Annotated in this window: 12 protein-coding genes and 1 rRNA gene; 4 read left to right on the forward strand and 9 right to left on the reverse strand. The window is 50.5% G+C overall.

The window, feature by feature from the left end; translation table 11 throughout:
- From EHSB41UT_RS09155 to EHSB41UT_RS09170, 4 genes are all read right to left on the reverse strand, one after another.
- Positions 1-358, reverse strand: a 16S ribosomal RNA gene (locus EHSB41UT_RS09155); the annotation flags it as partial.
- 468 nt (positions 359-826) lie between these two features.
- A complete protein-coding gene (pssA, locus tag EHSB41UT_RS09160; RefSeq protein WP_087109034.1) occupies positions 827-1,648 on the reverse strand; it encodes a CDP-diacylglycerol--serine O-phosphatidyltransferase in 822 nt (273 codons plus the stop codon).
- A 144-nt stretch (positions 1,649-1,792) separates the two neighbouring features.
- Positions 1,793-2,809: a ketol-acid reductoisomerase gene (gene ilvC / locus EHSB41UT_RS09165; RefSeq protein ID WP_087109036.1), complete on the reverse strand. Its 1,017-nt coding sequence runs from the start codon at positions 2,807-2,809 to the stop codon at positions 1,793-1,795.
- A 127-nt stretch (positions 2,810-2,936) separates the two neighbouring features.
- The gene (locus EHSB41UT_RS09170; protein ID WP_087109038.1) at positions 2,937-4,109 is read right to left on the reverse strand and encodes an alpha/beta hydrolase family protein; all 1,173 of its coding nucleotides are present in this window, start codon (positions 4,107-4,109) and stop codon (positions 2,937-2,939) included.
- Positions 4,110-4,198: 89 nt separating this feature from the next.
- On the opposite strand from EHSB41UT_RS09170, the gene ilvY reads away from it, so the two are divergent.
- Both ilvY and EHSB41UT_RS09180 read left to right on the forward strand, forming a co-directional pair.
- The gene (gene ilvY / locus EHSB41UT_RS09175; protein WP_087109040.1) at positions 4,199-5,077 is read left to right on the forward strand and encodes an HTH-type transcriptional activator IlvY; all 879 of its coding nucleotides are present in this window, start codon (positions 4,199-4,201) and stop codon (positions 5,075-5,077) included.
- A 93-nt stretch (positions 5,078-5,170) separates the two neighbouring features.
- The gene (locus EHSB41UT_RS09180) at positions 5,171-5,881 is read left to right on the forward strand and encodes a hypothetical protein (protein ID WP_087109042.1); all 711 of its coding nucleotides are present in this window, start codon (positions 5,171-5,173) and stop codon (positions 5,879-5,881) included.
- A gap of 40 nt (positions 5,882-5,921) precedes the next feature.
- Here the strand turns inward: EHSB41UT_RS09180 and ilvN are convergent, their stop codons facing one another.
- Both ilvN and EHSB41UT_RS09190 read right to left on the reverse strand, forming a co-directional pair.
- Entirely contained in the window at positions 5,922-6,413 is a 492-nt protein-coding gene (gene ilvN / locus EHSB41UT_RS09185) for an acetolactate synthase small subunit (protein ID WP_087109045.1), read from the reverse strand.
- A complete protein-coding gene (locus EHSB41UT_RS09190) occupies positions 6,413-8,158 on the reverse strand; it encodes an acetolactate synthase 3 large subunit (protein WP_278248147.1) in 1,746 nt (581 codons plus the stop codon). The genes ilvN and EHSB41UT_RS09190 overlap by 1 nt, the downstream gene beginning before the upstream one ends.
- 438 nt (positions 8,159-8,596) lie before the next feature.
- Here EHSB41UT_RS09190 and EHSB41UT_RS09195 point away from each other — a divergent pair, with 438 nt between their 5' ends.
- Both EHSB41UT_RS09195 and EHSB41UT_RS09200 read left to right on the forward strand, forming a co-directional pair.
- On the forward strand, positions 8,597-9,043 hold the full coding sequence (locus EHSB41UT_RS09195) for a DUF4124 domain-containing protein (protein WP_087109047.1): 447 nt from the start codon (positions 8,597-8,599) through the stop codon (positions 9,041-9,043).
- Between the two features lie 415 nt (positions 9,044-9,458).
- The gene (locus EHSB41UT_RS09200) at positions 9,459-11,813 is read left to right on the forward strand and encodes a hypothetical protein (protein WP_133060454.1); all 2,355 of its coding nucleotides are present in this window, start codon (positions 9,459-9,461) and stop codon (positions 11,811-11,813) included.
- A gap of 57 nt (positions 11,814-11,870) precedes the next feature.
- Here the strand turns inward: EHSB41UT_RS09200 and EHSB41UT_RS09205 are convergent, their stop codons facing one another.
- From EHSB41UT_RS09205 to EHSB41UT_RS09215, 3 genes are read right to left on the reverse strand one after another with little or no spacing between them, the layout of a single operon-like run.
- Complete coding sequence (locus tag EHSB41UT_RS09205) at positions 11,871-12,182, reverse strand: YqcC family protein (RefSeq protein ID WP_207626607.1); 312 nt, start codon at positions 12,180-12,182, stop codon at positions 11,871-11,873.
- A gap of 26 nt (positions 12,183-12,208) precedes the next feature.
- Positions 12,209-12,658: a tetratricopeptide repeat protein gene (locus EHSB41UT_RS09210; protein ID WP_087109051.1), complete on the reverse strand. Its 450-nt coding sequence runs from the start codon at positions 12,656-12,658 to the stop codon at positions 12,209-12,211.
- Positions 12,659-12,718: 60 nt separating this feature from the next.
- Positions 12,719-13,780 (reverse strand): DUF1611 domain-containing protein, encoded by a 1,062-nt coding sequence (locus EHSB41UT_RS09215; protein ID WP_087109053.1) that lies wholly within the window; start codon positions 13,778-13,780, stop codon positions 12,719-12,721.
- Between the last annotated feature and the right edge of the window lie 37 nt (positions 13,781-13,817).

The following is a 13,817-nucleotide window of genomic DNA, read 5'->3' on the forward strand; positions in this document are numbered from 1 at the left end:
CCACTGCTGCCTCCCGTAGGAGTCTGGGCCGTGTCTCAGTCCCAGTGTGGCTGATCATCCTCTCAGACCAGCTACGGATCGTCGCCTTGGTGAGCCATTACCTCACCAACAAGCTAATCCGACATAGACTCATCTGATAGCGCAAGGCCCGAAGGTCCCCTGCTTTCCCCCGTAGGGCGTATGCGGTATTAATCCAAATTTCTCTGGGCTATCCCCCACTACCAGGCAGATTTCTATGCATTACTCACCCGTCCGCCGCTCGTCAGCATCTAGCAAGCTAGATCTGTTACCGCTCGACTTGCATGTGTTAGGCCTGCCGCCAGCGTTCAATCTGAGCCATGATCAAACTCTTCAGTTTAAATCGCTTGCATCCCCACAGTCCGAAGACGGTAGAGAAGCGGCTCTATTACGCAAATTACTCTCAATAAATTGATGAGTCACTTGTTTAACAGAACAAAGTATTTTTTGCATTTCTTCATACTCACGAGGAGTGGAGAAGAAAGCTTCATCCTGCCAGACAAGCGCCCACACGAATTGTCTGAATTCTTTGTTAAAGATCACTCTTCATCGCATCTTGTGAAGAGGAAGACTTGAACTTGTTTCCAATCCGAGCTCTTTTTAAAAGAAGTTCGGGGCGCTCAAGCGAGGCCGCCATTTTACTGATGGCCCGATCACTGTCAAGTGGTTTGTTTTCGCTAACTTCTTAATAATCAATCAGTTAACTCTCACTCGACGAACCGAATCGTTTTCATTTCCGTTTCGGTTCCGTTGTCTCGGTGGTGACCGGTGACAACGGAGGCGCATTCTACTCAGAAGATTTTCATTGTCAATCAGCTTTTTGGATGTTTTTCAGCCTGATCAATGCAGATACGGGTCCGGACAGAGCATAGATCAAGAATCCGACCAGCAACACTCGGGGTGGATCGCTGAACACCACTGCAAAAACCAACACCAGGGCAATGATGACTATAAAAGGTACACGACCACGCAAGTCCAGCTGTTTAAAGCTGTGGTAACGGAAGTTACTGATCATCAGGATGCCAGCCATCCCCGTCATAACCGCAGCCATAAATGCCACTACGATACTGTCGCCCGTCACACCAAAATCACTGAATGCCCAAACCATACCCGCTACCAGCGCAGCAGCACTTGGGCTGTTCAGACCGGTGAAGTAACGTTTATCAGCGGTATCCGCCATGGTATTGAAGCGAGCCAGGCGCAGTGCTGCACAGGCGGCATATATAAAAGCAATCATCCAGCCAACCTTACCGAGACCGGACAACCCCCAACTGAAAGCCACCAGCGCCGGAGCTACGCCAAACGAAACCATATCGGAAAGACTGTCGTACTCAGCGCCGAACTTACTTTGTGCATTTATAAGGCGGGCAACGCGACCATCCAGACCATCCAGGATCATGGCTACAAATATAGCGATGGCAGCAGCGTCATAGTTGGGTTGCTCGGCAAGCACACTAACAATGGCATAGAAGCCACAAAACAGGGCTGCTGTAGTAAGCAGGTTCGGGAGCAGATAGACACCTCTCCTTTTTACCTTCTCACCACCCTCTGCCACTTCTTCTACATGCTCATCAACGGGAAGCAAAACATCCACGGTAGAAGACCGCTCTTTGTTCTGATCTTTATCCATTGCTATCAGCCATTCTTATTTGAAATTTTATTAGTTGCCTAACTCTACCACGAGTTCTGCTTTACCGTCGGCTAAATAGAGGCTTGCGAGGAGGGAATATAAAGGGGAAGGCCGGGATGCTTTACACATCCCGGCAGGACTTGCTTAGTTCTTGGACTTATCAACAATCTTATTGGAAGCAATCCAAGGCATCATCTCACGCAGACGGGCACCAACCTGCTCGATCGGATGTGCAGCATTATTACGACGACGCGCAGTCATGGATGGGTAGTTCATCGCACCTTCGGCAATAAACTGCTTGGCGTACTCACCGTTCTGGATGTTCTTCAGGCACTCACGCATGGCCTTGCGGGACTCTTCATTAATAACCCGCTCGCCGGTCACATACTCACCGTACTCCGCATTGTTGGAGATGGAGTAGTTCATGTTGGCGATACCGCCTTCGTACATCAGATCAACGATCAGCTTCAGTTCGTGCAGACACTCAAAGTAAGCCATCTCTGGGGCATAGCCGGCTTCAGTCAGAGTCTCAAAGCCTGCTTTTACCAGTTCAACCGCACCACCGCACAGAACAGCCTGCTCACCGAACAAATCAGTTTCGGTTTCATCTTTAAATGTGGTTTCGATGATACCGGTGCGGCCGCCACCAATACCGGAGGCATAAGACAGAGCAACCTGCTTGGCAGTGCCGGAAACATCCTGGAATACAGCAATCAGATCAGGAATACCGGCACCCTTAACAAACTCGGAGCGCACAGTGTGACCAGGAGCCTTTGGCGCGATCATGATGACATCAAGATCGGCACGCGGCACAACCTGATTGTAGTGAATGGCAAAACCATGAGCGAAAGCCAGAGTGGCACCCTGCTTCAGGTTTGGTTCAATCTCGGCTTTATAGAGCTGACCCTGAAATTCATCAGGCGTCATGATCATTACAACATCAGCATCAGCAACAGCGTCAGCAACGTCTTTCACTTTCAGGCCACAGGCTTCTGCCTTAGCGATGGAGGAAGAACCGGAACGCAGGCCAACGGTGACATCAACTCCGGATTCATTCAGGTTATTAGCGTGAGCATGGCCCTGAGAACCATAACCAATGATGGCAACCTTCTTACCGCGGATGATGGAAAGATCACAATCTTTGTCGTAATAAACCTGCATACCCCTGACTCCCGTGCAGCACTGCTGCTTCTGTTGTTTTGCTTTTACGGGAGCAACAATAGCTACCAGCCATCATTTCTAAAAGTGATTTATTTGCAAAACTTCATTTCATGAAGTGAAACACAATCTAATTACACCCTGACCCTGATTTCTTTTGCACATCAGCTGGCTGTTTCTTTTTAGCCTCCGCATCGGAAAGACGCTCATAGCGTTGTTTGGAAATAAAATCCCATCCGGCGGACATTGTGGAATAAGGCATGCTGTGCCCACGGGATTGCTCACACTCAATCACTTCATGGAATCCTCGCCCTTTCAGATAGGAGAGCAGATTTGCACTGGTATCGGCGAACTCAACAAGCGGAACCTTATCTTCCCCACGGGTACCGTAGGTGATGTAAGCACTGTAATAATTATTTTTCGCTCCCAGTGGCAGAGCCTTATACCAGGGAAGCTGACCACCGGAATAACTGGCAATGGCGGCTATATAGTTAGAGCGCAGCCGACCCATCGCAGCACTTTGCAGTCCACCAGCACTGAACCCCATGCTGTAGATGCGCCGGTTATCAATATCATATTGCTTCTCAGCACAGGCCAGCAGCTGATCTGCCAGCTGGAAATCGTTGTGCTTCCATACCGTAGCCGGATTCATTACATGCCAGGGCAGAGCAACCGGCGCTCCGGCATGGGGAGCGAAGATGATCCCACCCTGGCTGGTGATACGCCGAATAATGCTCGAACCCAGCACCCGGTAGACTTGCTCCCAATTTTCGTTTGACCCATGCCAGTAGAACACTACCGGTCCCTGCTTCGATGCGGCTTCCTTCTTATTTATAAAGACCTGGACCTTACGCTCTTTGAAAAAACCATATTCCATGGAGATTTCACCATCGGAAATGCCGGCACACTCATCGCGGGTACCGGGAAGCATCGGGCCGTTATCAATGGAATTGGTGTTGGCCTGCGCTGCGCTCTCAGGCTGGAGAGCAAAACCGTCCAGATGAATCCGTTGCCATACCTTAATTGCTGAGACGGCTTGCTCTATCGATAACTCTCCAGGCTGGCAGGGTAGAGCTCCACAGCTTTGTTGCAGCTGTCTGGCTAACTCTTCCAGATAGGGCGTTAACCTTTCTGCCTCATAGCCGGAGAGGTTATTCAGTACTAACTTCACCCGTTCTTTGTAATAGCTTTCGGTATCAATACCCTCTTCCGTTTCTGCCCGGGTGTGCCCCGCATAAGCCAGACTGAAACCCAGCCCGACAATACCCAGCCAGTACCAAGGCTCTCGCTTCGACTTTGCCATTTCCCTGCCTCACATAAATCCTTTGCGTGGCTATCGGCAGAGTCTGCCCGGTTCTGTATCATCACAGGCAACAATAAGGATCGAAAGCTATGGACTTCCGCCCGCTCAAGCATTTCCTTGCCCTCTCCGAGACGCTGCACTTTGGCCGTGCCAGTGAGCTATGCCATATGAGCCCGTCTACTTTGAGCCGCAGTATCAAGACACTGGAAGAACAGCTGGGCGTTGAACTCTTTGAGCGTGACAATCGCAGTGTGGTACTGACCAGCGAAGGCAAAACCTTCCTGGCCTATGCACGGGAAGCCCTGAGCCAATGGGAGACGTTGAGTCATAACCTCAAAACTGAGGCTCAGGAATTGAAAGGTGAGTTAAGTGTTTATTGTTCCGTCACCGCCAGTTACAGCTTTCTTTATGACATCCTCTATAACTTCCGTCAGCATCACCCAAAAGTGGAGATCAAGCTGCATACCGGCGCACCCGAGCAGGCGATAGCTCACGTTGTATCCGGCAAGGAAGATATTGCCATCGCTGCACGCCCCAGTACCTTGCCTGCCAATCTGGCCTTTCAGAATATCGCTGTTTCTCCACTGCTGTTTATTGCCCCACTGGATCTCGATCTCCCCAACACTGATGAAGAGTGGTCAACCGTACCGATGATTCTGTCTGAGGAAGGGGTGGCCCGGGAACGGGTTAATCAATGGTTTAGCAGCCGTGAGATCAAGCCGAGAATTTATGCGCAGGTGGCAGGCAATGAGGCCATCGTCAGCATGGTCAGCCTCGGCTTTGGTGTGGGTGTCGTGCCGCGCATAGTTCTGGATAACAGCCCACTGGCAGATAAGGTTCAGATCCTGAATGTGACTCCAACACTCCAACCCTATGATGTGGGTTTGTGTGTATTGGAGAAGAAGCTGAAAAGCCCGCTGATTCGAGCCTTTTGGTCACAGTCCTTCGGTAAAAAAGCGACCTTTTGACAGTCCTTTCACCTCAGAACACTCCTCAAACCGCAAGTATCTGATAGAGCAGCTAAATTGAGATAAAAGACAGGAATAAGGGAAGGTGATTGTATGCCAGAGGTCAGTCGCTCTGCTCCGAGTGGGCTTACTCAGCCTTATTTAAACAGCACACCGGAAAAGAAAGAATCACCGGCAACTCACTTCCCCAACAATCTGAGGCCCGGTAGTAGCAATGCTGTCGTTGCGATACCCAAACCTTATACCCCGGATACTAGCCAGCCATTTTATGAAGAATTAAAAAAGGCGCTGGATAATAACGTCAAGCTGGTAGCCTGCCTCGTCGATGCTTACGGTTGTAATACAACGGAGATTGGGGAGCTTGTTATATTTTGCAGAGACCATAACATCGAAATTCTTAATGTTGAGTTTGATATATATAGTGACCACGGCAAAGAAATTTCCGGTATCATTTCGTCAGAATTCCCCGAGCATACTCGTACTGCTATCAAAAGCACCCAGTCCATTTTTTCTTCCCCGCAAACCCACCATTTCCTGCGTCAGCACGCACCGGATGGCATAATCATCGCAGGTGAGCATTTCAACTCATGTATTCGTGCTACGACAGTAGGGATAAAAGAGGGTGATCCCAATCATGATATGTTTGGCGATGAATATGGTGCTCTGGAATATGGCTTCCCGGTATACACGCATTTTGGTTTGATTCGAGAGACGGGCTCGAAACAATGCCATGAAGAATACAAAAGCTTTACCAATGAAAATTATCACCGGTTTGAGGATGACAGCTGGTTAATGCGGGAATAATCATCCAAGGGAGCGCCTGCTCCCTCAGAATAACTATCGATCAAAGGCTCAACACCTTCTCACCTCGGGCAATACCCGTCACACCACTGCGCACGACTTCCAGCACCGATACTTCACCAACAGCGTCAATAAAGGCATCCAGCTTTTCGCCGGTACCGGTCAGCTGCACGGTATAGACATTACTGGTGACATCGACAATCTGGCCGCGGAAGATATCAGCGGTTCGCTTGATCTCCGCTCGCATAGCACCATGAGCTTTCACTTTAATAAGCATCAGCTCACGCTCAATATGGGAACCTTCTGTCAGATCCACCAGCTTGACCACATCAATCAACTTGTTCAGCTGCTTGGTAATCTGCTCAATGGTTTCCGGACGACCATCCGTAACTATGGTCATACGCGACAAGGTTTCATCTTCGGTTGGAGCAACCGTCAGACTTTCAATGTTGTAGTTACGCTGGGCAAACAGGCCAACAATGCGTGACAGTGCGCCCGGCTCGTTCTCAACCAGTACAGAAATTATACGACGCATCAGGTTCGCTCCGTCTTACTCAGCCACATATCACGCATGGATCCATCCTTGATCTGCATAGGATAAACATGCTCGTTGGGGTCTACCGCCACATCCAGGAAGACCAGACGATCCTTTAGCGAGAACGCTTCTTCCATTGCGGGGAGCAAATCAGAGGCCTTGGTCACACTCAGGCCAACATGCCCGTAGGCTTCCACCAGCTTTTTGAAATCCGGCAGAGAATCCATATAAGAATGCGAATAGCGGCTGTTGTACTGCATGGTCTGCCACTGTCGTACCATACCCAGAGCCTGATTATTCAAATTGATGATCTTCACACCCAGGTCATACTGCTTACACGTGGAAAGCTCCTGAATATTCATCTGAATACTGCCTTCACCGGTTACACAGGCAACTGTGGCATCCGGGTTGTGGAGCTTCACACCCATAGCGGCTGGTAGACCAAAACCCATGGTTCCAAGACCACCAGAGCTTATCCAGCGATTAGGCTTGTCATACAGATAGTGCTGCGCAGCAAACATCTGATGCTGGCCAACATCGGTAGTGATGTAGGCGTCATCATTCTTGGTCGTTTCGTATAAAGCCTGAATAACCTGCTGCGGCTTGATCACACCTTCAGCCTGTTCATACGGGAACAAACCACCACGACCGGTGCGCCACTCTTCAATCTGCTTCCACCAGTTTTCCAGTGCTTCCTTATCCTGAGAGGAAGAAATCTGGGCGACTTCATGGTTCAGTTCTTTCAGAACACTGCTGACCGGACCCACAATCGGAATATCAACCGGGATATTCTTGGCAATACTGGCCGGGTCAATATCGATATGAACGATCTTGGCTGTTGGGCAGAACTTGGAAACACCGTTGGTTACCCGGTCATCAAAGCGCACACCCACAGCAAGAATCAGGTCACTGTGGTGCATGGCCAGATTAGCGGTGTAGCTGCCGTGCATACCCAGCATACCGACAAACTGCTTATCTGAACCCGGGAAGGAACCCAGCCCCATCAGAGTATTGGTTACCGGTGCACCGGTTTGGCGAGCGAGCTGACGCAGTTCTTCAGAGCCATTGCCCATCACCACACCACCACCGGCATAGATCACCGGCCGACGGGCATTAACCAGCAGGTCAGCCGCTTTACGGATCTGACCACCATGACCTTTGGCTGGCGGAGAGTAGGAACGAATCTTGACCTTGTCCGGATACTCGTAAGGGTACTTCTTGGTCAGATCGGTAATATCTTTAGGCAGATCGACAACAACCGGGCCAGGTCGACCGGTCTGGGCAATATAAAATGCCTTCTTGAGCACTTCCGGAATATCTTCGGCCTTCTTCACCAGGAAGCTGTGCTTAACAATTGGGCGGGAGATGCCGACCATGTCGGTCTCCTGGAACATATCTGTCCCGATAAACTGGGAAGGCACCTGGCCGGAGAGTACGACCATCGGGATAGAATCCATATAGGCGGTAGCAATACCGGTAATGGTATTGGTGGCACCCGGGCCGGAGGTGACCAGCGCGACGCCGGCTTTGCCACTGGCACGGGCATAGCCATCAGCCATATGAGTTGCCGCCTGTTCATGGCGGACAAGAACGTGAGTTATTTTGTCCTGGCGAAAAATGGCATCGTAGACGTGCAGAAGTGCGCCGCCGGGATAGCCATAAATGTATTCAACGCCCTCATCTGCGAGCGCTCTTACAACCATGTCCGCTCCGGACAGAAGTTCGACCTGCTTACCCTCAGTCACGGAATCACCATTCTTATTGACTACTGCTTAAGAAACCCTGTGTTCAACACAGGTGTTCTGGGCAAAGTGAGATTTATTATCACTGCCGTCTATCGGTGGTCTGCTACCTCCGGATACCGGCAATTCATTTCTTCTATCTATTTTTATTAGGCTCACTTGTGTAAGCCGTACACTCCGTCGCAGGTTGTGCTTGGGAATGTTCTTCGGGTACTGCGGGTAAACTCTCCCGAAGCTAATAGACCGACAAACCTTTCTGCGTTTGTGGTCCGAAGCAATAAAATAGCTGCTAAAACTGCATTTTATCAGTGCAATCCAGCAGAATGAGGTCATTGTTGACCTTCATTTATGGGGAGTCAATAGCAGCTTTGGAAGCTGAGGCTACAAGCCTGCCAGATAGTGGAGTAAAGTTAGGCAAAACAAACAGAATCCGGGTGCATTATGAAGAAACTATCGTCCCTGCTCCTTGCAGCAGTGCTCTGCTCCGCAGGAGCCTCAATCGCTACAGCCAATGATACGGTTTATCGCTGGATTGATGACAAGGGCACGCCTCATTACAGCAAGCAGCCACCGGTTGGTGTGCAGTACGAAGTGATTAAAACCACCAAGGCCAGAGCCCCTCAGGAACAGGAAGAAACTCGGGAAGAAGATAGCAGATCTGCTGCAGCGGAGCCTCAGGACAAATACGCCGAGCAGCTTAACCGCCTTGCCCGTCAGCAGAACGAATCCTGCCAGCGCGCCAAGCAGAACAAAGAGCGTCTGCTGAACAATCACCGCATTCAAATCACCGAAGCCGATGGTTCCCTGCGCACGCTGAGTTATGACGAGAAAATGGAACAGCTTAAAAAGACCGACGAAGCTATCCAGGAATACTGCACCAGCCAGTAAGAACGGCTAAAGGGGGCAGCTAGCCCCCTTTTCTTTTGCCTTTGACCAATCTTTATAGATACATCCTTCCTCCCAACAGCAACACCCTTGAATTCCAGGGTAATTCCGTCACCTATTGTCAGTTGCACTGCCTTTCGGGATAGCAAACCTGACGGGATTACACATTCAGATGACACAGGCTGTCTACCATCCAAATGGCAATGACTGGCAAGGTGTCCCCATGGCTCACCCGTATGACAAAAGGTTAAGTGTTTCTTTCTCTAAGGGAAGCGACACCGTATCACTCAACCCTCCTTCGCCCTCTGAGACAGATAGAGAAGTAGCAACAACACCCGATCGAAGACGGGTTGAATCAAAACCCGAAAAGCGCCGCAGCTTGCCCCGCATCTCTGGGAGATTCGGCATACCCAAAGCAATGAGCCTGCTTAAGCGCAGCACTTCTCATTCAGAGGGCACGCCTGCGGTCCATAGCCCTGGGCAAACAACATGGTGGATTCCGGAGGAAAGTCACACGGCTGACACCTCTGACCCTAGTCGTCAGAACGAGGGGATCGATGACTTACCTCCCGTGACTCTCTATCCAGTCGCCCCTGATTCCCAAGATATCGAGGACAACAGAGTTGATTGCTCTGACGAATCTGATCAGGCGATGGATCGCTCGGACAAACAGCCCTCCCCAAGCGTCGAGAGGGAAGACACTTTGTGTGTTCGACAACTTCGCAATTCTTTTAAGTCGGCCTCAAAAGCTGCGACCAGCTTTCAGGCCGCGCGCAGGCGTACCGATACACTCACCGAACTTAAACGGCATTCTGATGAGGTCAACTCACTTTCAGACATTGATACCTCTGATAACCAGCCTGAAGCCACCGATATACCTGATGATGTTGTTTTGGCCTTGAGATCTGGCCTGCTCATCACCGACTCAAAAGCCATGCCGCAAGCATTGGCGGATTATGCTCTTGCTGTTGGCCGCTGTGTACGAGCCAAAGTCAAACTGACCCCAACGCAGCAGCGCTTGTTACGGAATGGTTATGTTGAACTCCTTGCCCATGACCAGGAACTGAACAATCCCTATGGGATTGTTCATAAGAAAACGGGAGGGATCTCCAGAGGCAAACTCGCCATTGCCATGCGCCTGGATATGCTGGAACAGGTGCGTGAATCTATCCGCAGCGGCGGGAGTGGCATGGCCACACAGATTTCTGGTGTTGCCAACCTTGGACCTCTTGAGGCCTTTAGAAGAGACATGCTGGGCTGCAAGAACCAGCCAGAGTTTGTCGATCTGGTCTTTTCTCAAGGCATGAATATTGATCTTTTCTGTATCTCTGGCCACCAAAAAGATATCCAGAAAGCGAACGTCACGGTGACCGACAAGACAGAGAAGCTGATCGCAGAGAAGACTAAGCCGTCGGCGCAGCAAAACGAGGAAGAAATCAGCCGCCTGGAATACTCAATCGCCACTGGTAAAAAATTCATTTCCGAAACACAGCAGACCCTGGATGAAAAACTGCGCACATTCAAAGAACACGCAACCTGCCACCTTGACCAATTATTTATTGAAGTTGCCACCTTGCAGGAGCAAATGCGCAGGGAATCTTTGCCCGGCGTACTAGACGAGATGGTGCAATCAACATCAGGTCGATCCAACAGGGAAAAATATCTTCACCCGGAGACTATCGTCAGCCACGCCCATGATGAATTGATGAAAGGCGCACGCCTTAAGGTTATGGGCCATACAACCGAGAATGCCTCCGATGTATCCGAGGCTCAGCTGCAAAAAAATATTGATACTGAGTTCCAGTCCCGCTCTCGCAAGGTCTGGCTGGCATGTCACGAGCTGCTACTGAACAGCCTTGGACTGGATCGCTATAAGGCACAAATATTTGAGAGCGGATTGAGCGACAATGACCGTATGACTTTACGGGATCATTTGATCAGCAACATTCCGGTCAACATTCCTCTGGCGCACAAAAAGAAGGTTCTGGAGGTGGGTCAGCGCAATGGCATCATCAGCCTGGATAGCTGTGACGAAGAGCAATTTCAGGATGATCTGGAATATGCATCCTCTCCCTTTAAACCGGATCTGTTGATTGCCTTGGCCGAACAGGAGCCGGAAACCTTTTCTTATCTGCTCAATGCTGTAAACCCCGATTATCTGACATCCGATGAGCTGGACGCGATCTATCAGGGCTGCAAGGCCTTGCTGAGCAACAGGCAGGTTGCACCACTGCTCACTCAGGGGCGTTTAAAAATCTATGGTGCACAAGCCGATGACCTGTACCCCGAATTGAAAAATACCCTTATTTATCAGGCTCAGGAGGGAATTAAGAAACAGCTTAAGACCATGCGAGGAGAAGGCGACACGGATATTGATTACACACCGGACGGTATCCAGTACATTGCCTTCACAAAATACAAGACGTTTGATCATGCCAACCCAGTCCATCAATTACTGCAGGCATTAAGCTACGGCCTCCATATACTCGCAGGAGTACAATCCAGTGCTGGCATGAAGGCTCGCTGTTCTGACAGCCTGCTATCGACCAGCGGAAAATTGACCATCTATAAAACCCGCCTGACCGCTTACGGACAAGAGCTGCTCAACAATACCCAGCCAGAGTTAAAAAACGGCACAGCCTCCCAGCGATTGCTGATCTGTGAAAACGGCTTGCCGGGGAAATGTGTTGTTAATACCGGCCCCTATCAAGTACGTGGTGCTCTGTGTCTGGATGCTCTTCTGGCATCAAAAGCCAAAGAGTCCAGTCAATAACAAGCATTGAAAAGGGCGCACAAGGCGCCCTTACAACAATCGGTATGCTATTACTGTTTAGCGCATGGCGATATCCAGTCTGGCAACCACCTCAAGGATCGCCTCTCGTCCCGATGCGATACCTTTGAGAGCTTCTTCCGCATAAGGATGCACTTGTGCCCCTTTAGGCAGGGCTGAGCCATGTTCAATCATGGCGCGCAGGCGAGGGATATAAAGCCATTGCAACCATTCCAGCACACTGAGCGTATCAATACAGAATGGTTCCTGGCTTGATAAGGCTTCAAAGGATGGCGTGATGGTTGTCCAGTGCCCTTCCTGACGGAGAACCTCTTCCAACTCTACCAGCAGGGCAGATACTTCCTGACTCAAAAGCTAACTCCAGCTTGTCATCAATATTAAATTGTTGAATTCCATTCTGATTGCTCCGTGCTGGCAATCAGCCGATCCAGATGCTCTCGTAGAAGCGGGTTATGGGCAAACGCCAGTCCACGGCGTGCCAGTGAGATAGCCTTGCCATACTCACCTTCTTCCTTACGAATGCGAGCCAGATAGTAATAAATCAGCCCATCATCCGGAGAGATACGCAGCGCCCGGCTGAACTTCTGAAGAGCCTCATTCAGATCCCCGTCCTGCCAGGCGATCCGTCCATCACTCAGCAGCTGCCCGGTTGCCGCGGGCCGGCCTTCCGCAGTCAGCTTTTCTAGATAGGCGTAATTATCTGTCTGAGACACAGAGGAATAAGGGTTAACGCTGGTGCCGCCAAACTGGCTACAGCCCCCCAGAGCAAGAATACCCACCGCCGCAAGAAGGCGTAATGATTTGCCAGCTGCCTGAATGTAACTCATCCGTTTGTGCCCATATTCAGGTTTCAGAGATTCAAAATACCGGCAGGAGGATAACAGCAGCTATAGCAGTTGACGAACAGAATCCACCAAATCCCCCATGCCAGCCTGAAGAGGGTCAACAACCGGGATATCGTATTCTTCCCGCAGATCCTCCTGGAAGCTGGAGAATTCGGACAGGTTCATACCTTCGGGAGTGAGGGTTATCGCTATGGGCTCGGAGTTGGTCAGCTTTCTGGTAAGGGCAATCTCATAGCGGATATCGGGCTTGGCAAACTCAGGAAAGCTTGCTCTGGCTTTACGCCCCGGTGAATCCTGCATGATGATAGCGTCAGGGCGACAGCCCTTCATAACCGCCATGCCGGTCATCAATCCCGGGTGGCTGGCTGATGCCAAGCCTTCTACCAAAATAATGTCTGGCCGCTGGTCTTCCCAGCACTTGATAATCAGCTGCTCAATACCACCGGCGGCGCTGTGTAGTGACCAGGCATCTGGACAGAGTCCATAACTCACGCCTTGCAGGATACCAGTCTCACTGGTGGCAACCATGGCACAGCTTACTCCACTCTCCTTCAGCGCCTGATATAAACAGTAGGTCGTGGTGTGCTTACCCTGATCACAGTCCGTACCGGTAATCAGTACCCGGCTTGCGCCAACATTTTCGACCGCACCGGAGAACAAGGGTTGTTCAGTAAGCGGCGGTGGTTTCTTAAGATCAAAGATCAGTCCATCAGCAGCAAAGCTTTTGAACTCTTCATCGTCAGAAAGAAAGTGGAACAGACCGGAGACAACGTGCAACTGCCGGGACAGGGCGTCCCGGATATATATACGTTCTTTGTCGGGTATAAACTCTTGAGACGGGAGTTTTCCGTAGATAAACCAGCTGATGCCTTTATGTGCCTGCATCACTTCGGCAAGGGTTCCATAAACAGGAATAGGCTGGCCGCCTTCTACTGTGGCATCAGCAGTAAGCCCATGCCAGTGGCTATCAATTACCGCACAGATATCGAAATAGTGTGACGTCCTGACCAGACCATTGGCGATCTTTCCTGCCCGCTTACCCAGCTCACCTTCACAGAAAACAACGGCTTTCCGGTTATCGGCATGAACACCAACCGCATGCATGGCCTACCTCGTTGGATACTTTCAAAATCCCTCCGCC

The organism is Parendozoicomonas haliclonae, assembly GCF_900174585.1.
GTDB classification, from domain to species: domain Bacteria; phylum Pseudomonadota; class Gammaproteobacteria; order Pseudomonadales; family Endozoicomonadaceae; genus Sansalvadorimonas; species Sansalvadorimonas haliclonae.